We start from the raw sequence: 20,740 nt of genomic DNA, 5'->3' as shown, positions 1-20,740 counted from the left end.
ATGCCCACCCCCCAGGTCCCGCCGGCCCGTCCGTACCAGGACAGCCAGGCCGAGGAGCTGGACGTGCCGGACTTCCTCAAGTGAGCCGTGCCGACATGGCTCCACGGCGATCCTGAAGCGATCCAGAAGTGATAGCGCAACAGCACGACGCGAGCGGCGCNNNGTGCACGGCCGGGACGTGGCCGTGGTCGACGGACCGTGGGGCGACCGAGAGGTCCCGGCGGTCGACGCGGTGGTGACGGCCCGTCGAGGGCTCGCCCTCGCCGTCCTCACCGCCGACTGCACCCCGGTGCTGCTGGCCGATCCGGTGGCCGGGGTCGCCGGGGCCGCGCACGCCGGGCGGCCGGGCCTGGTCGCCGGGGTCGTGCCGGCGGTGGTGCGGGCGATGACCGAACTGGGCGCTGATCCCGCCCGGATCCTCGCCCGTACGGGTCCCTCGGTCTGCGGCCGCTGCTACGAGGTCCCCGAGGAGATGCGCGCCGAGGTCGCGAAGACCGTGCCCGCGGCGTGGGCCGAGACCAGTTGGGGCACCGCGGCGGTGGATGTGACCGCTGGCGTGTGCTCCCAGCTCGCCCACGCGGGCGTGAAGATGGAAGAGCACTCCCACATCTGCACGCTGGAATCGACGGACCACTTTTCGTACCGGCGCGAGCGCACCACGGGGCGGCTCGCGAGTTATGTCTGGTTGGGCGGCTGAGCTGTGACGGATCGCAGAACGGAACTGGCCGAGAATCTCGTTCGCGTGGAGGAACGTATCTCCGCGGCTTGTGCGGCTGCCGACCGCAAACGTGAAGAAGTCACGTTGATTGTGGTGACCAAGACGTACCCGGCGAGCGATGTCCGGCTCCTCGCGGAGCTCGGCGTTCATCACGTGGCGGAGAATCGCGATCAGGACGCCGCTCCCAAAGCTGCCGAATGTGCCGATCTTCCGTTGATTTGGCACTTTGTTGGGCAATTGCAGACCAATAAGGTGCGATCGGTGGCTAGTTACGCCGATATGGTGCAATCCGTTGATCGTAAGCGGCTGGTTGACGCGCTGTCGCGCGCGGCGGTGGGAGCCGGCCGTGAACTGGGCTGTCTGATTCAGGTGGCGCTCGACGCGGAGTCGGGTCAACAGGGAGAACGGGGAGGTGTCGCGCCGGACGGGGTGGAGGCTCTTTGTGACGCGGTGGTCGAGGCTCAAGGGCTGCGGCTGGACGGTCTGATGACGGTCGCCCCGCTGGCCGGACCGTATGCGGGGCAGCCGCGGGCCGCCTTCGATCGGCTGATGGAAATCTCATCCAGCCTGCGCGCGGCCCATCCTGCTGCGAACATGGTCTCGGCGGGGATGAGCTCGGATCTCGAGGACGCGGTGGCTGCCGGAGCGACACATGTGCGCGTCGGCACGGCGGTGCTCGGAGTCCGACCCAGGCTCCGGTAACGTCGCGAAGAAGTCGGACCACAGCACAAAATATGGTCATTACCGCCAAAAGGCGGGCAGGCCGTGTGGATCCAAGGCATCCGGTGGCGGAGCCGATCCACCACAGAGCGGAGGACGCAGAGAATGGCCGGCGCTATGCGCAAGATGGCGGTCTACCTCGGCCTCGTGGAGGACGATGGTTACGACGGCCGGGGATTCGACCCCGATGACGAGTTCGAGCCCGAACCGGAGCCGGAGCGGGATCGTCGCAGGCATCAGGTGACGGAGACCGAGCCGCGGTCGGAGAGGGGCGAATCCGTACGAGTCGTCCATCCCCCGGCACAGCGTGAACCCGCCCCGCTCGTACCGGAAACCGGGCGACCCGCGCGAATCGCCCCCGTGGCATCCATCACACCTGAACGTCAGAACTTGGAGAAGAACGCGCCGGTGATCATGCCCAAGGTCGTGTCCGAGCGAGAGCCGTACCGCATCACGACGCTGCACCCCAGGACCTACAACGAGGCCCGTACTATCGGGGAACACTTCCGTGAGGGCACCCCGGTGATCATGAACCTCACGGAGATGGACGACACGGACGCAAAGCGACTTGTCGACTTTGCGGCCGGACTCGTGTTCGGCCTCCATGGGAGCATTGAGCGGGTGACTCAGAAGGTGTTTCTGTTGTCTCCTGCTAACGTCGATGTCACGGCGGAGGACAAGGCCCGTATCGCAGAGGGCGGGTTCTTCAACCAAAGCTGAGACGCAACACGGCAACACCGAGTCATCAACAGGCCGTACGGCCGAGCACGCAAGGGGAGAGGGACACAGCGGGATGGGCATCGCACTGCAGGTGATCTACATCGCGCTGTATTGCTTCCTGATCGTGCTGATCTTCCGGCTGGTGATGGACTACGTCTTCCAGTTCGCCCGCTCGTGGCAACCCGGCAAGGCGATGGTGGTCATCCTGGAGGCCGCCTACACTGTCACCGATCCGCCGCTGAAGCTCTTGCGGCGGTTCATCCCGCCGTTGCGTCTCGGGGGTGTGGCGCTCGACCTGTCCTTCTTCGTTCTGATGATCATCGTCTGGATCTTGATCACCGTCGTCCGCAATTTTGCGAGCAGCGTGTGAACGATACGGTCTTGCCGATTGCCGACGACTACGTTGAGGTGAGTTAGAGATGCCGTTGACCCCCGAGGACGTGCGGAACAAGCAGTTCACGACCGTCCGCCTCCGAGAAGGCTATGACGAGGACGAGGTCGATGCCTTCCTCGATGAGGTCGAAGCCGAACTGACCCGGCTGCTGCGGGAGAACGAGGATCTGCGCGCCAAGCTGGCCGCCGCGACCCGTGCCGCCGCGCAGAGTCAGCAGCAGAACATGCGTAAACCGCCGGAACAGCAGGAGCGACCCGGCGCCCCTGTGCCCGCCGCCATATCCGGACCGCAGCCCGTGCCGCCCGGCCAGCAGCAGATGGGTGGCCCGCCCCAACTTCCGGGCGGTGCCCCGCAGCTGCCGGCAGGCCCGATGGGCCAGGGCGGCCCGGGTTCGATGGGGCAGGGCGGTCCCATGGGCCAGGGCGGCCCGATGGGTCAGGGTGGCCCCATGGGCCAGGGCGGCCCGATGGGTCAGGGTGGCCCCATGGGCCAGGGCGGCCCGGGTCCGATGGGGCAGGGCGGTCCGATGGGCCCCGGTGGCCCCATGGGCGGTCCGATGGGCGGCCCCGGCGGCCCGCAGCTGCCGCAGCCGGGCCAGGGCCCGGGCGGCGACAGCGCCGCGCGCGTGCTCTCGCTCGCGCAGCAGACCGCCGACCAGGCGATCGCCGAGGCCCGTTCCGAGGCCAACAAGATCGTCGGTGAGGCCCGCAGCCGCGCCGAGGGCCTGGAGCGGGACGCCCGCGCCAAGGCCGACGCGCTGGAGCGGGACGCGCAGGAGAAGCACCGCGTCGCGATGGGCTCGCTGGAGTCGGCCCGCGCCACGCTGGAGCGCAAGGTCGAGGACCTGCGCGGCTTCGAGCGCGAGTACCGTACGCGGCTGAAGTCGTACCTGGAGAGCCAGCTGCGCCAGCTGGAGAACCAGGCCGACGACTCCCTGGCCCCGCCGCGCACCCCGGCGACCGCCTCGCTGCCGCCGTCCCCGTCCATGACCGGCTCCATGGCCTCGGCCGGCGCGGGCGCGATGGGCGGCCACACCATGGGCGGCAACCAGCCCATGGGCGGCCACACCCAGGGCGGCGGCGCGCCGTCCTACGGTGGCCAGCAGCAGATGTCCCCCGCGATGACCCAGCCGATGGCTCCGGTGCGCCCGCAGGCCCCGCAGCCGATGCAGCAGGCGCCGAGCCCCATGCGCGGCTTCCTCATCGACGAGGACGACAACTGACGCGCCGGCGCGCGGCGTAGCGCGCAGCGCGTAAAGGTCGGCAATCAGACGGGCCGGGCCCGGGAGCATCGCTCCCGGGCCCGGCCCGTTTCGTGCGCCTTAAACCGGCGCCGCTCTCGCGGACTGGGTTGCGTAACCGTATTCACGCGGCTCCGCCGCATGGTGGGGGCCGAAGTCCCGGCCCCCACCACGATGTCCGCGCCGAAGACGCAACCATCAATTGCGCAACCCATACGGCGAGCAACCAGGTCCGCGAGAGCGGCGCCGGTTTAGGCGCAAAAAGGGGCTAGGCCTTGCGGAGGCGGAAGGTGAGGCCCAGGGCCTCGTCGGAGAACTCCTCGCCGTAGCCGGAGTCACCGTCGCCGGACGCGAAGTCCGTCGCCAGGACCTCGTCCGCGATCAGCGTCGCGTGGTCGGTCAGCGCCGTACGGACCTCCTCGTCCACCGCGCCCCAGCGCAGCGCGATCCGGTCGGCCACGTCCAAGCCGCTGTTCTTACGGGCCTCCTGGATCAGCCGGATCGCGTCGCGGGCGAGCCCCGCGCGCCGCAGCTCCGGGGTGATCTCCAGGTCGAGGGCCACCGTCGCGCCCGCGTCGGAGGCGACCGACCAACCCTCGCGCGGGGTCTCGGTGATGATCACCTCGTCCGCGGAGAGCTCGACCGTCTCGCCGTCCACCGCCACCGACGCCGTCCCCTCGCGCAGCGCAAGCGACAGCGCGGCCGCGTCCGCCTCGGCGATGGCCTTGGCGACCGGCTGGGTGCCCTTGCCGAAACGCTTGCCCAGCGCGCGGAAGTTGGCCTTGGCCGTGGTGTCGACGAGCGAGCCGCCGACCTCGCTGAGCGAGGCGAGGGACGAGACGTTCAGCTCCTCCTCGATCTGTGTGCGCAGCTCCGCGGACAGCGATTCGAAGCCGGACGCCGCGACCAGCGCGCGTGACAGCGGCTGACGGGTCTTGACCCCCGACTCGGCGCGGGTCGCGCGGCCCAGCTCCACCAGGCGGCGCACCAGCGTCATCTGGGTCGAGAGGGCCGGGTCGATCAGGTTCTGGTCGGCCTCGGGCCAGCCGGCCAGGTGCACGGACTCCGGGGCGTCCGGGGTGACCGGGACGATCAGGTCCTGCCAGACCCGCTCGGTGATGAAGGGGACGAGCGGGGCGAGCAGCCGGGTGACCGTCTCGATCACCTCGTGCAGCGTGCGCAGCGCGGCCGCGTCGCCCTGCCAGAAGCGGCGGCGGGAGCGGCGGACGTACCAGTTGGACAGGTCGTCGACGAAGCCCGACAGCAGCTTGCCTGCGCGCTGGGTGTCGTACGCCTCCAGGGCCTGCGTCATCTGCTCGGTCAGCGTGCCCAGCTCGCCCAGCAGCCAGCGGTCGAGCAGCGGCCGGTCGGCCGGGGCCGGGTCGGCCTCGCTCGGCGCCCAGCCCGAGGTGCGGGCGTACAGGGCCTGGAAGGCGACCGTGTTCCAGTAGGTGAGCAGCGTCTTGCGGACGACCTCCTGGATGGTGCCGTGGCCCACCCGGCGCGCGGCCCACGGCGAGCCGCCGGCGGCCATGAACCAGCGGACGGCATCCGCGCCGTGCTGGTCCATGAGCGGGATGGGCTCCAGGATGTTGCCCAGGTGCTTGGACATCTTCCGACCGTCCTCGGCCAGGATGTGTCCGAGGCAGACCACGTTCTCATAGCTCGACTTGTCGAAGACGAGCGTGCCGACCGCCATCAGGGTGTAGAACCAGCCACGGGTCTGGTCGATGGCCTCGGAGATGAACTGCGCCGGGTAGCGCTTCTCGAAGATCTCCTTGTTGCGGTACGGGTAGCCCCACTGGGCGAAGGGCATCGAGCCCGAGTCGTACCAGGCGTCGATGACCTCGGGCACCCGTACGGCCTCCAGCTCGCAGCCCTCGGCGGTGCAGGTGAAGGTCACCTCGTCGATGAACGGCCGGTGCGGGTCCAGGCCCGTCTGGTCGGTGCCGGTGAGCTCGGAGAGCTCGGCGAGGGAGCCGACGCAGGTGAGGTGGGCCTCGGCGCAGCGCCAGATGGGCAGCGGGGTGCCCCAGTAGCGGTTGCGGGACAGGGCCCAGTCGATGTTGTTGTTCAGCCAGTCGCCGTAGCGGCCGTGCTTGACCGACTCGGGGAACCAGTTGGTCCGCTCGTTCTCCCGCAGCAGCGCGTCCTTGACCGCGGTGGTGCGGATGTACCAGGACGGCTGCGCGTAGTAGAGCAGCGCGGTGTGGCAGCGCCAGCAGTGCGGGTAGCTGTGCTCGTAGGGCACATGCCGGAACAGCAGTCCGCGGGCGTCCAGATCGGCCGTCAGCGCCTCGTCGGCCTTCTTGAAGAACTGGCCGCCGACCAGCTCCAGGCCCTCCTCGAAGGTGCCGTCCGTGCGGACCGGGTTGAGGTACGGCAGACCGTACGCCTTGCAGGTGCGCAGGTCGTCCTCGCCGAACGCGGGGGCCTGGTGGACCAGACCGGTGCCGTCCTCGGTGGTCACATACTCGGCGTTGACCACGAAGTGCGCGTCGCCTTCGACATCCACCAGGGAGAACGGGCGCTGGTAGGTCCAGCGCTCCATCTCGGCGCCGGTGAAGGACTGCCCGGTCGCGGTCCAGCCCTCGCCGAGGGCCTTCTCCAGCAGCGGCTCGGCGACGACCAGCTTCTCCTGGCCGTCGGTGGCGACCACATAGCGCACATCGGGGTGCGCGGCGACGGCCATGTTGGACACCAGGGTCCACGGCGTGGTCGTCCACACCAGCAGCGCCGCCTCGCCCGCCAGCGGGCCGGAGGTCAGCGGGAAGCGGACGAAGACCGACGGGTCGACGACCGTCTCGTAGCCCTGCGCCAGCTCGTGGTCGGACAGACCGGTGCCGCAGCGCGGGCACCAGGGGGCGACCCGGTGGTCCTGGACCAGCAGCCCCTTGTTGAAGATCTCCTTGAGCGACCACCACACCGATTCGACGTACTCGGGGTTCATGGTCCAGTACGCGCCGTCGAGGTCGGTCCAGTACCCCATGCGCGTGGTGAGCTCGGCGAAGGCGTCGATGTGCCGGCCGACCGACTCGCGGCACTTGGCGTTGAACTCGGCGATGCCGTACGCCTCGATGTCCTGCTTGCCGCTGAAGCCGAGCTCCTTCTCGACGGCCAGCTCGACCGGCAGGCCGTGGCAGTCCCAGCCCGCCTTGCGCTCGACGTGGTAGCCGCGCATGGTGCGGAAGCGCGGGAAGACGTCCTTGAAGACGCGGGCCTCGATGTGGTGGGCGCCCGGCATGCCGTTGGCGGTCGGCGGGCCCTCGTAGAAGACCCACTCGGGCCGCCCCGCGGACTGCTCGAGGCTCCGGGCGAAGATCTTGTTCTCCCGCCAGAAGTCGAGTACGGCGTGCTCGAGGGCTGGCAGGTCGACCTGGGCGGGCACCTGGCGGTACTGCGTCATCGGATCTTTCCTCCGGCGGACACGTGCTGGTCTGCGTTCCGTCGGAGGGACGAGAGCTCGCGCTCCCGCGGTACCACCCTCCTTGGCCGGGAGCGCTGGGCTGGCTCCTGGCCCCCTCATTGGGGTCGCGACACCGGTTCTACTGGCCCTGGGCGGGGGTTCTTCCGGCGGCTCCGGGGTGATCCTTCACATCGCGCTCGCCCCCGGGCTCGCACCGTCCCCGGGTCGCTCATGGCTGCGTACGACGCTACTCGTCCCCTTCCACGCCTTTCGCTTCGCCCAGTGTACGGGTCCGGGTGCCACCCGGCCGACCGGATTACGGGCTGCGCCGAGTGAGGTACGGGGAGCCGGGCGGTGACCCGAATGGCGATACGCAGGGTGCCGGACTCCGTCCGGCCGGGGTGTCACCGCCCGGTACTGATGCATGGCCGGATTACCGGGCGGGCGGTGGGGCACAACCGATTGAGACCGGGTTGTCCCACGGGCAAGCCGGGCGAATCGGGCGGCGTGCCCCGTTGCCGCGTGCCTGGAGTCGATTTATCGTTCCGGAACGATTCGCGTGCAAGATCACAATATGTGAAGGGGCGCGGCCATGGTGGCGAGGAAGACCGCCGTGAAGAAGAGCACGGCGAAGGCGACGAAGGCCACGACCGCCAAGAAGAGCGCTTCCGGGAAGAAGGCGGCAGCGCCCGCCATGGCGGCCAAGAAGGCCACGAAGAACGCGGTGGAGAAGAAGGGAGCGGTGGAGAAGAAGGACGCGGCCAACAAGACCACGACCAAGAAGGCCGAGGCCGCGAAGACCACGGCCAAAAAGGCCACCAAGAAGGCCGCACCGGCCGAGCAGGCGGTACCCCCGAAGAAGACGGGAGCCAGGAAAGTGGTTGCGAAGAAGAACCCGAGCGGGGCGCCGACCGCGAAGCAGGCCCCCGAGGCGCCCGGCGCGGTCCCCAAGGCCCGCGTCGGCACTGGCCCCGTGGCACCCGGTGACCTGGCCGTACGCCCGGGCGAGGAGCCCTGGTCGGCGGAGGAGGTGGCCGAGGCGCGCAGCGAGCTGCTGGCCGAGGCCGGCCGGCTGCGCGCCGAGATCCTCGCCTCCGAGGAGGCGATCACCGGACTGATGCGGGACTCCGGGGACGGCGCGGGCGACGATCAGGCCGACACCGGCACCAAGAACATCACGCGCGAGCACGAGCTGGCCCTGGCCGGCAACGCCCGCGAGATGCTGCTGCAGACCGAGCGCGCCCTGGAGCGGCTGGACGCCGGGACGTACGGGCGGTGCGAGAACTGCGGCAACCCCATCGGCAAGGCCCGGATGCAGGCGTTTCCCCGGGCCACTCTGTGCGTGGAGTGCAAACAGCGGCAGGAGCGGCGCTGACCCCCCGTCGGGAGTGCCGTACTCTCGTCCTCAGCCAGGGGGAGACTGGCCCGGACGATGTTTGAGGGACTTACGTGACAGAGGCGGAGCAGGCCATCGGTACGCCAGAAGCGGGGAAGGCCGAGGAAGGCGCCGTCGCGGGTGCCGACGGGGCGCAGGGTGGGCGTGGGCAGCGGCGCATCGCGGTGCTGCTCGCGGTCGCCGCGGTCGCCTATCTGCTCGACCTGGGCAGCAAGCTGTTCGTGGTGGCGAAGCTGGAGCACCATGACGCGATCGAGGTGATCGGCACCTGGCTCCAGTTCGAGGTGATCCGCAACCGGGGCGCCGCCTTCGGCTTCGGCGAGGCCATGACCATCGTCTTCACGGTGATAGCGGCCGGTGTCATCGTGGTGATCGCCCGGCTCGCCCGCAAGCTCTACAGCGTGCCCTGGGCCATCGCGCTCGGGCTGTTGCTGGGCGGCGCCTTCGGCAACCTCACCGACCGCGTCTTCCGCGCGCCGGGCGGGCTGCAGGGCGCGGTGGTCGACTTCATCGCGCCCGCCCACTTCGCGGTCTTCAACCTCGCCGACTCGGCGATCGTCTGCGGTGGCTTCCTGATCGTCATCCTGTCCTTCCGCGGCCTGGACCCGGACGGCACGGTCCACAAGGACTGAGCTTTTCAGGCCACAGGGGCCGGATCCGGGGCCGGGGGTCCGAGGACTGGCGTACGAACCGGGCTGTGCGGTCCGGCATACTCGACGGGTGAGTACGATTCCCGAGATCCGCACCCTCCCTGTACCCGACGGCCTCGAAGGTGAGCGCGTCGACGCTGCGATCGCACGCATGTTCGGGTTTTCTCGGACCAAGGCGGCGGAGCTGGCCGCCGCGGGCAAGGTGCAGGTCGACGGCAGCGTCGCCGGCAAGTCCGACCGGGTCTCCGGCGGCGCCTGGCTCGAGGTGGAGATGCCGCAGGCCGCGCCACCCGTACGGATCGTCGCCGAGCCCGTCGAGGGCATGGAGATCGTGCACGACGACGAGCACATCGTGGTGGTCGACAAGCCGGTCGGGGTCGCCGCCCACCCCAGCCCGGGCTGGACCGGGCCCACGGTCATCGGCGGCCTGGCCGCCGCGGGCTTCCGCGTCTCGACCTCCGGGGCCGCCGAGCGTCAGGGGATCGTCCACCGGCTGGACGTCGGCACCTCCGGCCTCATGGTCGTCGCCAAGTCCGAGCTCGCCTACACCCTGCTCAAGCAGCAGTTCCGCGAGCGTACGGTCGACAAGCGCTACCAGGCCCTCGTCCAGGGCCACCCCGACCCGCTCAGCGGCACCATCGACGCGCCGATCGGCCGCCATCCGCAGCACGACTACAAATGGGCCGTGACCGCCGAGGGCAAGCCAAGCGTCACCCACTACGACCTCATCGAGGCATTCCGCGCCGCCAGCCTCCTCGACATCAAGCTGGAGACGGGCCGCACCCACCAGATCCGCGTCCACATGGCGGCCCACCGCCACCCCTGCGTCGGCGATCTCACCTACGGCGCCGACCCGACGCTCGCCAAGCGGCTGCAGCTGACCCGCCAGTGGCTGCACGCCGTGCGGCTGGGCTTCGAACACCCGGGCGGCGGCTGGGTGGAGTTCGAGAGCCGCTACCCGGACGATCTCCAGCGGGCGCTGGACACCGTGCGGGCGGACAGCGCGTGACGTACCGGATCGAGGTCGTGGGCGCCGACGCCCTCGAGGCATGCCGCGGGGTGCGCCGTGAGGTCTTCGTCGTCGAGCAGCGGATTCCCGAGTCGGAGGAGATGGACGAGTACGACGCGCACGCCGTCCACCTCCTCGCCACCGGACCCCAGGGCCCGACGGGCACCGTCCGCTTCCTCCACGGCGCGGCCGCGGACAAGAAGTACGGCCACGCGGGCGTGGACGGCGCCACCACCGCCGTCCTCGGCCGCCTCGCGGTCCTCCCGGCCGCCCGCGGCACCGGCCTCGGCGCCGACCTCGTCCGCGCGGTCGAGGCGGAGGCGCTGCGGCGCGGGCTCGCCGAGGTCTATCTGGAGGCCCAGACCCACGCCCTCGGCTTCTACGAGCGCCTCGGCTACGCGGCGTACGGCCCCGAATTCGACGAGGGCAGCGGAATCCCGCACCGCGCCATGCGCAGGGCGCTCCAGCCCCGGCACTAGTTCTGGCGCGGGTGCGTGCCGTCCTTGTGGAGGTCGCCGCCGAAGCGGGTGAGGCGGTCCTCGGAGTCGGCCGCGGGCAGTGGTGGCTGGATGGTCGCGGTGGTGATGCGCGGCAGCGCGTACGGATGGTGCTCCCGCAGCCATGTGATCATCTGCTCCCGCACCTCACAGCGCACCGTCCACGCGTCGTCCGCGTCCCGCGCCGTCACCAGCGCCCGCACCACCATCGTGGACGGTGTGGTGTCCGTGACCGCGAGGCTCCAGTCCCGGCCGTCCCACGCCGGGGACTTGCGCACGATCTCGCCCAGCCGCACCCGCATCTCCGCGACCGGCGCCGAATGGTCGAGGTGGAAGACGACCGCGCCGGTCTTCTGCGCACCGCCGCGCGACCAGTTCTCGAACGGCTTGCCCGTGAAGTACGACACCGGCATGGTGATCCGGCGCTCGTCCCAGGTCCGCACGGACAGAAAGGTCAGCGTGATCTCCTCGACCGTGCCCCACTCGCCGTCCACGACCACCGTGTCGCCGATCCGCACCATGTCCCCGAAGGCGATCTGCAGCCCGGCGAAGAGGTTGCCCAGCGTCGACTGCGCGGCGACGCCGGCGACGATGCCCAGGATCCCGGCGGAGGCCAGCATGGACGTGCCCACCGTACGCATCGCCGGGAAGGTCAGCAGCATCGCCGACGCCGCGACCACCCCCACGATCGCGGTCACCACCCGCTGGATGAGCGTCACCTGGGTGCGTACCCGGCGCACCCGCGCCGGGTCGTGCGCGCTGGCGGCATAGCGGCGGTACGAGGACTCCACCACCGCCGCCGAGACCCGCACCGCGAGCCACGCCGTGGCCGCGATCAGCACCAGCGCGAGCAGCTGCGCGATGCCCGACCCGTGTTCCCGGACCACCCGGGCGTGCGTCTTGTCGTACGAGCCCCGCAGCAGCGCCGAGCAGACCGTCACCTGGAGCGGCAGCCGGCAGCGGCGCAGCAGGCCCCACAGCGGCGTCTCCGCGTGGCGGGCGTCGGTGCGTTGCAGCAGCCGGTCGACCGCCCAGCCGACCGACAGGGTGATGGCGAGCGAGCCGCCGATGACGAGGAGCGGACGCAGTACGTCCTCCATGGACACCTATCCTGATCCTTCTCGTGCGACAAGGAAGTGACGAAGTGACCCGTTCCCCGATCCTGCTTCTCCATTCGATGTACGGGCTGCGGCCTGCCGTGCACGCCGCCGCCGACCGGCTGCGCGCCGCCGGGCACGAGGTGCACGTACCCGATCTGTTCGAGGGGCGGACGGCCGACAGCGCCGAGGACGGCATGGCCCTCAAGGAGGAGATCGGCAAGGACGAGCTGCTGCACCGGGCCGTGGTGGCCGCCGCGCCGCTGTCGGACCGCGGTGTGGTGTACGCGGGGTTCTCGCTCGGCGGGTCGATCGCCCAGAACCTCGCGCTGGGCGACGAGAAGGCGCGCGGGCTGCTGCTTCTGCACGGCACCTCGGACATCGCCGACGATGCGACGGCGGACGGCCTGCCGGTGCAGCTGCACGTCGCGGACCCGGACCCCTTCGAGCCGCACGACTGGCTGAACGCGTGGTACCTGCGGATGGGGCGGGCCGGGGCGGACGTGGAGATCTACCGCTACCCGGGGGCCGGGCACCTGTTCACCGACCCGGAGCTGCCGGACTACGACGAGGAGGCGGCCGAGGCCACCTGGAAGGTGGCGCTCGGCTTCCTCGCGGAGGTCACGGAGGCGGCGGAGCAGCGGTAGCCGCCGCTCAGCGCACCGGGGCGTCGGCGCCGGTCACCGCCGGGTCGCCGGGCCCGGCGGTGACCCTCGGGGTTACTTCTTCAGGTTCTGCTGGACCAGGGGGTTGAACTGGTCCGGGGTGAGCGGGACGCCCTGGCCGTCGACCGAGAGGATCTTGCCGTTCAGCTTGAGGGTCGGGGTGCCGGTCACGTCCTTGGTGTCGTCGAACGTCTTCGACATGGCCAGCGCCCACCGGTCGTAGGTGCCGTTCGTCACGGCCTTCTCGAAGGTCTTGTTGCCCTTGAGCTCCTTGACCTGCTGGGCGATGGCGATCAGCTTCTGGTCGCCGGCGAAGGAGTCGTCGGTCTCCTTGGGGTGGTTCTTGGCCGAGAAGAGCGCGGACTTGTACTCGAGGAACGCGTCCGGGCTGACATTGAGGGCCGCGCCCAGCGCGCTCAGCGCGTTCTTCGAACCGGCCCCGATGATGTCCTGCTTGTCGTCCAGGAAGGTGCCCATCGTGAACTGCGCCTTGAAGGTGCCGTTCTTGATGTCCTTCGCCACGGTCGTGCCCGTGTACTGCTCGAACTCCGCGCAGATCGGGCAGCGCATGTCCTCGTAGACGTGCAGGGTGTTCTTGGCGTTCTTGTCGCCGATGACCACGGTCGTGCCCTGGGGGCCGGTGGTGTGGGCGGGCTTCACCAGGGCCGTCTTCTCTGCGGCGGCCTTCCACTCCTTGCTGGCGTTCCCGCCGCCGTTCATCTGGGTGACGGCGTAACCTATGCCGCCCGCTATCGCGAGGATGGCGACGACCGCGCCGCCGACCACAAGCTGGCGGCGCGCCCGCTCCTTCTTGGCCTGGCGCTCGCGCTCGGTGCGCATCCGCTCGCGGGCGGCCTGCTTGTTCTGGTGGCTGTTGCGGTTGCTCATGATGGATCGATCTCCGTCGTGTGAAAGTCGTACGAAAAGGGTGGGAAACGCTGTGCTCAGGCCGTGGCCGAGCACGGCGGACCACGCCGTACGACGGAGTGCACGAGGAGGGGGAGCGCCGGGGCCGGACTCGGGGGTCCTATCGGCCGCGAGGAGCGGCGGCGGGGCGCGAAGGCCGCGGTGACCACCGCGACGGCCAGCAGCAGCGGCCGGAAGGCGAAGGTGGTCAGCGAGGTCAGCAGCCGGGCCACGGCGGCCTCGCCGCGCCGCAGCCAGGCCGCGGCGAGCAGCCCGACCGCGATATGGGCGGCGAGCAGCAGCCAGGGGGTGGCGGAGCCCACGGCGGCCGTGACGGCGCCGGCGCCGTCCGGCCCGGCGACCCGGGCCAGCGGGGAGCCGACCCCGCCGCTGCCACACAGCAGGTCCACGCCCAGGGCGCGCAGGGAGCCCGCCACGGGGCCGCCAGAGGGTCCGTAACAGGCGCTCTGGCCGGTGGTGAACACTGTGTCGGCGGCCAGCTCCAGCGGGACCAGCAGCGCGGCGATGCTCCAGTAGCCGCGCTCCCGGCCCGCCAGGGCGTAAGCGATCACAAAGACGACGACCGACAGCGCCGCCACGGTCGTCAGCGGCAGCGGCGCGCTCGACAGCAGGACATGGGCGGCGGAGGACAGCGTGACGCACAGCGCTGTGAACAGCGCCGCGCGCAGTGCCCTCAGCAGCGGTCCCGTACCGTCCATAGGGACCGATTGTCACACGATCGGGTGTAGGGACGGCGTCAAGAGCATGGGCGGGGATCGCTCCCCGCCCACGGCACCTACCAGTTTTGGCAGGTCCACGCGGCGGAGCCGCATATCGATCCAGGCGTGGAGCCGCATATCGATCCACGCGGCGGAGCCGCATATCGATACTTACAGCCCGGGGATGCGCCCGTTCCGGAAGAGGTCCACGAAGATCTGGTGGTCGGCCCGTGCCCGCGCCCCGTAGGAGTGCGCGAAGTCCACCAGCAGCTCCGCGAAGCCGCCCTCGTCCGCCGCGATCACCGCGTCGATGGCGCGCTCGGTGGAGAAGGGCACCAGTGAGTGGCCGCTCTGGTCGTCGGCGGCCGCGTGCATGGTGGCCGTGGCCCGCCCCAGGTCGGCGACGACCGCCGCGATCTCGGCCGGGTCGTCGATGTCGGACCAGTCGAGGTCCACCGCGTACGGGGAGATCTCGGCGACCAGCTGCCCCGAGCCGTCCAGCTCGGTCCAGCCGAGCCAGGGGTCGGCGTGCGCCTGGAGGGCGCGCTGCGAGATGACCGTGCGGTGTCCCTCGTGGTGGAAGTAGGAGCGGACCCGCTCGTCCGTGATGTGCCGGGAGACCGCCGGGGTCTGCGCCTGCTTCATGTAGATCACGACATCGTTCTCGAGGGCGTCGCTGTTGCCCTCCAGAAGGATGTTGTACGAGGGCAGTCCGGCGCTGCCGATGCCGATGCCGCGGCGGCCGACGACGTCCTTGACGCGGTAGGAGTCCGGCCGGGCGAGGCTGGACTCGGGCAGCGTCTCCAGATAGCCGTCGAAGGCGGCCAGGACCTTGTAGCGGGTCGCCGCGTCCAGTTCGACCGAGCCGCCGCCGGAGGCGAAGCGCCGCTCGAAGTCGCGGATCGTGGTCATCGAGTCGAGCAGCCCGAACCGGGTCAGCGAGCGGGCGTCACGCAGCGCGTCCAGCAGCGGGCCCTCGGCGGTCTCCAGGGTGAAGGGCGGCACCTCGTCGTTCTTGGCGCCGGTGGCCAGAGCGTGGATACGCTCGCGGTAGGAGGCGGCGTAGATCCGCACCAGCTCGCTGATCTTCTCGTCGCTGAGCGCCTTGGTGTAGCCGATCAGCGCGACGGAGGCGGCGAAGCGCTTGAGGTCCCAGGTGAAGGGGCCGACATACGCCTCGTCGAAGTCGTTGACGTTGAAGATCAGGCGGCCGTTGGCGTCCATGTAGGTGCCGAAGTTCTCGGCGTGGAGGTCACCGTGGATCCACACCCGGCCCGTGCGGTCGTCCAGGTAGGGGCCGCCCTCGCGCTCCTGCTCCACATCGGCGTAGAACAGGCCGGCCGTGCCGCGGTAGAACGCGAAGGCCGAGGCGGCCATCTTGCGGAACTTGACGCGGAAGGCGGCCGGGTCGGCGGCGAGCAGCTCGCCGAAGGCGGTGTCGAAGACGGCGAGGATGTGCTCGCCGCGCTGTTCCGCCTGGGTCTGCTGGGTCGGCATCGCGGGGCGCCTCCTGATGTTGTGAAGAAATTACGTGAGTACGCGAAGAAAAGAGCATGACAAAGATCGCGAACGGGACGGCTCGTTCCGTCCGTCCCAACGCCTGAGGCTACTCGTGGGTGCCCATCCGCTGTCAGTCCGGAGGGGTAACCTTCGGAGCTGTTCCGCACACCCTTCATCGACCGTTCGCCGGAGGTCTGCCACCGTGACCAAGCCGCCCTTCACGCACCTGCATGTCCACACCCAGTACTCGCTGCTGGACGGTGCGGCGCGGCTCAAGGACATGTTCAACGCCTGCCAGGAAATGGGCATGACGCATATCGCCATGACCGACCATGGCAACCTCCACGGGGCGTACGACTTCTATCAGCAGGCGACGGGCGCGGGCATCACGCCGATCATCGGGATCGAGGCGTATGTCGCCCCCGAGTCGCGGCGCTACAAACGACGGGTCCAGTGGGGCCAGCCGCACCAGAAGCGGGACGATGTCTCGGGTTCCGGTGGTTACACCCACAAGACGATCTGGGCCTCCAACAAGGCGGGTCTGCACAACCTCTTCCGGCTCTCCTCGGACGCCTATATGGAGGGCTACTTCGTCAAGTGGCCCCGGATGGACAAGGAGACCATCGCCCAGTGGTCGGAGGGCCTGATCGCCTCCACCGGCTGTCCGTCCGGTGAGCTGCAGACCCGGCTGCGGCTCGGCCAGTTCGACGAGGCCCTGAAGGCCGCCTCCGAGTATCAGGACATCTTCGGCAAGGACCGGTACTTCCTCGAGCTGATGGACCACGGCATCGAGATCGAGCGCCGGGTCCGCGACGGCCTGCTGGAAGTGGGCAAGAAGCTCGGCATCCCCCCGCTGGTCACCAATGACTCGCACTACACCTACTCCCGCGAGGCCGTGGCGCACGACGCCCTGCTGTGCGTCCAGACCGGCAAGAACCTCTCCGACCCCGACCGCTTCCGCTTCGACGGCACCGGCTACTACCTGAAGTCGACGGACGAGATGTACGCCATCGACTCCTCCGACGCCTGGCAGGAGGGGTGCCGCAACACCCTGCTGGTCGCCGAGCAGATCGACGCCACCGGGTGGTTCGAGAAGCGCGACCTGATGCCGCGCTTCGACGTGCCCGAGGGCTTCACGGAGGTCTCCTGGTTCCAGGAGGAGGTCAAGCGCGGCATGGAGCGGCGGTATCCGGCCGGGGTGCCGGAGGACCGCCAGAAGCAGGCCGAGTACGAGATGGACGTCATCATCCAGATGGGGTTCCCGGGCTACTTCCTCGTGGTCGCCGACTTCATCATGTGGGCGAAGAACAACGGCATCGCGGTCGGCCCCGGCCGTGGCTCCGCGGCCGGTTCGATCGTGGCGTACGCGATGGGCATCACCGACCTCGACCCGATCGACCACGGCCTGATCTTCGAGCGGTTCCTCAACCCCGAGCGCGTCTCCATGCCCGATGTCGACATCGACTTCGACGAGCGTAGGCGCGGTGAGGTGATCCGGTACGTCACCGAGAAATACGGCGCCGACAAGGTCGCCCAGATCGGCACGTACGGCACCATCAAGGCCAAGAACGCGATCAAGGACTCGGCCCGGGTGCTCGGTTACCCGTATGCGATGGGCGACCGGATCACCAAGGCCATGCCCGCCGATGTGCTCGGCAAGGGCATCCCGCTGTCCGGTATCACCGACGACAAGCACCCCCGCTACAGCGAGGCGGCCGAGGTGCGCGGGATGTATGAGAACGAGGCGGATGTGAAGAAGGTCATCGATACCGCCCGCGGTATCGAGGGCCTGGTGCGGCAGATGGGCGTGCACGCCGCGGGCGTGATCATGTCCAGCGAGACCGTGACCGAGCATGTGCCGGTCTTCTCGCCGAAGAACGACGGCCAGGTCGTGACCCAGTGGGACTACCCCACCTGTGAATCGCTCGGCCTGCTGAAGATGGACTTCCTCGGCCTGCGCAACCTGACCATCATGGATGACGCGGTCAAGATGGTGCGCGCCAACAAGGGCGTCGACCTCAAGCTGCTCGAGCTGCCGCTGGACGACCCCAAGACCTATGAGCTGCTGTGCCGCGGTGACACGCTCGGCGTCTTCCAGTTCGACGGCGGCCCCATGCGCTCCCTGCTGCGCATGATGAAGCCCGACAACTTCGAGGACATTTCCGCCGTCTCGGCCCTCTACCGGCCGGGCCCGATGGGCATGAACTCGCATATCAACTACGCGCTGCGGAAGAACGCCCAGCAGGAGATCACCCCGATCCACCCGGAGCTGGAGGAGCCGCTCAAGGAGGTCCTCGGCATCACCTACGGCCTGGTCGTCTACCAGGAGCAGGTGCAGAAGGCCGCCCAGGTGCTCGCGGGCTACTCGCTCGGCCAGGCCGACCTGCTGCGGCGTGCGATGGGCAAGAAGAAGAAGGAAGTCCTCGACAAGGAGTTCGTGCCCTTCCAGAAGGGCTGCCGCGAGCGTGGCTACTCCGACGCGGCCATCCAGGCGGTGTGGGACGTGCTGGTCCCGTTCGCCGGCTACGCCTTCAACAAGGCCCACTCCTCCGCGTACGGCCTGGTCACCTACTGGACCGCGTATCTGAAGGCCAACTACCCCGCCGAGTACATGGCCGCGCTGCTCACCTCGGTGCGCGACGACAAGGACAAGTCGGCGATCTATCTCAACGAGTGCCGGCGCATGGGCATCAAGGTGCTCACGCCGAACGTCAATGAGTCTGAGGCGAACTTCGCCGCCCAGGGCGACGATGTGATCCTCTTCGGTCTCACCGCGGTCCGAAACGTCGGCGCGAACGTTGTCGAAGCGATCATCCGCGGCCGCAAGTCGAAGGGGAAGTACTCCTCCTTCCCGGACTACCTGGACAAGGTCGAGGCGGTCGTCTGCAACAAGCGCACCACCGAATCGCTGATCAAGGCCGGCGCCTTCGACGAGATGGGCCACACCCGCAAGGGGCTCACGGCGCACTACGAGACCATGATCGACAATGTGGTCGCGGTGAAGCGCAAGGAGGCCGAGGGCCAGTTCGACCTGTTCGGCGGCATGGGCGGCGACGACAGCGGGGGCGACGGGCCGGGCTTCGGGCTCGACGTCGAGTTCTCCGACATCGAGTGGGACAAGGCGTATCTGCTCGCCCAGGAGCGCGAAATGCTCGGCCTGTACGTCTCCGACCACCCGCTCTTCGGCATCGAGCACGTCCTCAACGACAAGGCCGACGCCGCCATCGCCCAGCTCACCGGCGGCGAGCACGCCGACGGCGCCATCGTCACCATCGGCGGCATCATCTCCGGTCTGCAGCGCAAGATGACCAAACAGGGCAACGCCTGGGCCATCGCCACCGTCGAGGACCTGGCGGGCTCCATCGACTGCATGTTCTTCCCCGCCACCTACCAGCTGGTCTCCACTCAGCTCGTCGAGGACACCGTCGTGTTCGTCAAGGGGCGGCTCGACAAGCGTGAGGACGTGCCGCGGCTGGTCGCCATGGAGCTCATGGTCCCCGACCTGTCCGAGGCCGGGGCCAACGCGCCCGTGACGATCACCATCCCCACGGTGAAGGTCACCCCGCCCCTGGTCGAAAAGCTCGGCGAAGTGCTCACCCACCACCGGGGCTCCACCGAGGTGCGGATCAAGCTCCAGGGAGCGCGTAAGACCACGGTGCTCCGGCTCGACCGGCACCGGGTCACCGCCGACCCCGCGCTGTTCGGCGACCTCAAGGTGCTGCTGGGCCCGGCCTGCCTGGCGGGCTGAACCACCGCCCATGACGGTGGTGTGACGGACCACCACTCATGACAGCGGGCTGACGGACCACCGCTCATGAGAGGGGCGCGCCCGTACGGGCGCGCCCCTCAACCGCCGTGCGACGGCGGTCAATTGTGGCCGAAGCTCTTCTGCCGGTCCTTACGGGCGGTGCTCGAAGGGGCCGTCGCCGGGCCGCCCTCCGACTGCATGGCCTGCGACTGCGCGTCCGTCTGGGAGTTCTGCGCCTGCTCACCCGGGCGGTCGGCCGTCCCGCGGCCCTGGCGCTGCTGCTGTTGCTGCTGCTTGCGGTCGCGGTTCCGGTTCTTAGCCATGGTGCTGTGCCTCCAGTTGGGATCGCCCCCCAAGGGAAGAGCCCTCCGGGAAGAAACACTGACACGCCCGAGCGAAGGCTGCATTTCGGGCAATTACCGTGAGTGAGAAGGAGGGTCTTCGAGGGTAAGCCGTATCCGCCACGCCAGTGATCCAGTTCGGACTGATAACCCCGGTACGGTCGGGCAGACTCCAGTTGAGACCGAAGACAGGAATTCGAGCACGGCTGTGCACGGGGGGCAACCGAGGACTGCTTCAGGAAAGAGGGTGGAACGTGGACCGCTGCGTCGTCCTGGTGGACGCCGGGTATCTGCTGGGCGCCGCCGCGAGCCTGCTCGCCGGGGAGCCGGCCCGGTCCCGCATCTCCGTCGACCACGCGACCCTCATCCAGGGACTGCGCGAGCGCGCCGAAGCCGAGACCGAGCGACCGCTGCTGCGCATCTACTGGTTCGACGGAGCCCCCGACCGGGTCCCCCAGCCCGAGCACCGGCGGCTGCGCGTCATGCCCCGGGTCACCGTCCGGCTGGGCGCCCTGACCCGCAGCGACGGCCGCTGGGCGCAGAAGGGCGTGGACGCCGCCATGCACGCCGAGCTCACCGAGCTGGCCCGTAACCGCGCCTGCTCCGACATCGTGCTCGTCACCGGCGACGGCGATCTGCTGCCCGGCCTGATGTCCGCCAAGGAGCACGGCGTGGCCGTCCACCTGTGGGCCGTCCAGGCCGCCGACGGCGACTACAACCAGTCGGAGGACCTGGTCGCCGAGGCCGACGAGCGGCGGGTCCTGGACCGCGCCTGGATCACCCGGGCCGTCCGCGCCAAGGACCTCACCGGGCCGTGCGCGCCCGTCTCCGAGCCCCGGCCGGAGATCGCGGCCATCCTCTCCGCCCCGCTGCCCGAGACCGCCGCCGCGGCCACCGCGGGCGCGGTGAGCGGTGTCTCCGGGGTGCCGGGCGTCCCCGGCGACCTGGCCCCGGGCCGTAACGGCGCCGCGCGGCCGGGCGGCGCGCCCACGCGCGCCCCGGGCGGCCCGGGGC

17 protein-coding genes and 1 pseudogene are annotated in these 20,740 nt (G+C 69.6%); 12 read left to right on the top strand and 6 right to left on the bottom strand.

Going from position 1 to position 20,740, the window contains the following annotated elements:
* Window positions 1-163 precede the first annotated feature (163 nt).
* The 5 genes and pseudogenes from CCN51_RS34860 to CCN51_RS34840 form a co-directional block, all read left to right on the top strand.
* Window positions 164-697 (top strand): annotated as a pseudogene (locus CCN51_RS34860) (purine nucleoside phosphorylase YfiH/LACC1 family protein); the annotation flags it as partial.
* Between the two features lie 3 nt (window positions 698-700).
* The gene (locus CCN51_RS34855; RefSeq protein ID WP_043487802.1) at window positions 701-1,420 is read left to right on the top strand and encodes a YggS family pyridoxal phosphate-dependent enzyme; all 720 of its coding nucleotides are present in this window, start codon (window positions 701-703) and stop codon (window positions 1,418-1,420) included.
* Between the two features lie 123 nt (window positions 1,421-1,543).
* Window positions 1,544-2,158: a cell division protein SepF gene (locus tag CCN51_RS34850; RefSeq protein ID WP_014180454.1), complete on the top strand. Its 615-nt coding sequence runs from the start codon at window positions 1,544-1,546 to the stop codon at window positions 2,156-2,158.
* Between the two features lie 73 nt (window positions 2,159-2,231).
* The gene (locus CCN51_RS34845; RefSeq protein WP_014180455.1) at window positions 2,232-2,528 is read left to right on the top strand and encodes a YggT family protein; all 297 of its coding nucleotides are present in this window, start codon (window positions 2,232-2,234) and stop codon (window positions 2,526-2,528) included.
* A 49-nt stretch (window positions 2,529-2,577) separates the two neighbouring features.
* Window positions 2,578-3,774, top strand: a complete 1,197-nt coding sequence (locus CCN51_RS34840; protein WP_086860506.1) for a DivIVA domain-containing protein — start codon at window positions 2,578-2,580, stop codon at window positions 3,772-3,774.
* A gap of 286 nt (window positions 3,775-4,060) precedes the next feature.
* Here the strand turns inward: CCN51_RS34840 and ileS are convergent, their stop codons facing one another.
* Complete coding sequence (gene ileS / locus CCN51_RS34835) at window positions 4,061-7,198, bottom strand: isoleucine--tRNA ligase (protein ID WP_014180457.1); 3,138 nt, start codon at window positions 7,196-7,198, stop codon at window positions 4,061-4,063.
* A gap of 592 nt (window positions 7,199-7,790) precedes the next feature.
* On the opposite strand from ileS, the gene CCN51_RS34830 reads away from it, so the two are divergent.
* The 4 genes from CCN51_RS34830 to CCN51_RS34815 all read left to right on the top strand — a co-directional run bounded on the left by CCN51_RS34830 (window position 7,791) and on the right by CCN51_RS34815 (window position 10,732).
* Entirely contained in the window at window positions 7,791-8,573 is a 783-nt protein-coding gene (locus tag CCN51_RS34830) for a TraR/DksA family transcriptional regulator (RefSeq protein ID WP_043487804.1), read from the top strand.
* Window positions 8,574-8,647: 74 nt separating this feature from the next.
* Window positions 8,648-9,226, top strand: coding sequence for a signal peptidase II (gene lspA / locus CCN51_RS34825; RefSeq protein ID WP_014180460.1), 579 nt, complete (start codon window positions 8,648-8,650; stop codon window positions 9,224-9,226).
* An 88-nt stretch (window positions 9,227-9,314) separates the two neighbouring features.
* Window positions 9,315-10,253 carry an RluA family pseudouridine synthase gene (locus CCN51_RS34820; protein WP_014180461.1) on the top strand — a complete coding sequence of 313 codons (939 nt, stop codon included), beginning with the start codon at window positions 9,315-9,317 and terminating at the stop codon, window positions 10,251-10,253.
* Window positions 10,250-10,732, top strand: a complete 483-nt coding sequence (locus tag CCN51_RS34815; RefSeq protein WP_014180462.1) for a GNAT family N-acetyltransferase — start codon at window positions 10,250-10,252, stop codon at window positions 10,730-10,732. Before CCN51_RS34820 ends, CCN51_RS34815 begins: the two co-directional genes overlap by 4 nt.
* On the opposite strand, the gene CCN51_RS34810 is transcribed toward CCN51_RS34815, so the two are convergent.
* Window positions 10,729-11,850, bottom strand: coding sequence for a mechanosensitive ion channel family protein (locus tag CCN51_RS34810; protein ID WP_014180463.1), 1,122 nt, complete (start codon window positions 11,848-11,850; stop codon window positions 10,729-10,731). The genes CCN51_RS34815 and CCN51_RS34810 overlap by 4 nt on opposite strands.
* A 44-nt stretch (window positions 11,851-11,894) precedes the next feature.
* On the opposite strand from CCN51_RS34810, the gene CCN51_RS34805 reads away from it, so the two are divergent.
* Window positions 11,895-12,494, top strand: a complete 600-nt coding sequence (locus tag CCN51_RS34805) for a dienelactone hydrolase family protein (RefSeq protein ID WP_014180464.1) — start codon at window positions 11,895-11,897, stop codon at window positions 12,492-12,494.
* A 72-nt stretch (window positions 12,495-12,566) separates the two neighbouring features.
* Here CCN51_RS34805 and CCN51_RS34800 read toward each other — a convergent pair whose 3' ends face one another.
* From CCN51_RS34800 to CCN51_RS34790, 3 genes are all read right to left on the bottom strand, one after another.
* Window positions 12,567-13,400, bottom strand: coding sequence for a thioredoxin domain-containing protein (locus CCN51_RS34800; RefSeq protein WP_014180465.1), 834 nt, complete (start codon window positions 13,398-13,400; stop codon window positions 12,567-12,569).
* A 56-nt stretch (window positions 13,401-13,456) separates the two neighbouring features.
* Window positions 13,457-14,137: a hypothetical protein gene (locus CCN51_RS34795; RefSeq protein WP_014180466.1), complete on the bottom strand. Its 681-nt coding sequence runs from the start codon at window positions 14,135-14,137 to the stop codon at window positions 13,457-13,459.
* Between the two features lie 171 nt (window positions 14,138-14,308).
* Window positions 14,309-15,634 carry a DUF2252 domain-containing protein gene (locus tag CCN51_RS34790; RefSeq protein ID WP_014180467.1) on the bottom strand — a complete coding sequence of 442 codons (1,326 nt, stop codon included), beginning with the start codon at window positions 15,632-15,634 and terminating at the stop codon, window positions 14,309-14,311.
* Between the two features lie 205 nt (window positions 15,635-15,839).
* Here CCN51_RS34790 and dnaE point away from each other — a divergent pair, with 205 nt between their 5' ends.
* The gene (gene dnaE, locus CCN51_RS34785) at window positions 15,840-19,385 is read left to right on the top strand and encodes a DNA polymerase III subunit alpha (protein WP_014180468.1); all 3,546 of its coding nucleotides are present in this window, start codon (window positions 15,840-15,842) and stop codon (window positions 19,383-19,385) included.
* Window positions 19,386-19,504: 119 nt separating this feature from the next.
* On the opposite strand, the gene CCN51_RS34780 is transcribed toward dnaE, so the two are convergent.
* Window positions 19,505-19,708 (bottom strand): hypothetical protein, encoded by a 204-nt coding sequence (locus CCN51_RS34780; RefSeq protein ID WP_014180469.1) that lies wholly within the window; start codon window positions 19,706-19,708, stop codon window positions 19,505-19,507.
* Between the two features lie 272 nt (window positions 19,709-19,980).
* On the opposite strand from CCN51_RS34780, the gene CCN51_RS34775 reads away from it, so the two are divergent.
* The coding region (locus CCN51_RS34775) for an NYN domain-containing protein (protein ID WP_245881731.1) at window positions 19,981-20,740 on the top strand (760 nt) is incomplete at its 3' end.

This window comes from Streptomyces milbemycinicus, assembly GCF_002154605.1.
GTDB classification, from domain to species: domain Bacteria; phylum Actinomycetota; class Actinomycetes; order Streptomycetales; family Streptomycetaceae; genus Streptomyces; species Streptomyces milbemycinicus.
Note: the sequence above shows the minus strand (reverse complement) of the source record. Positions and strands in the feature narration are given on the sequence as shown.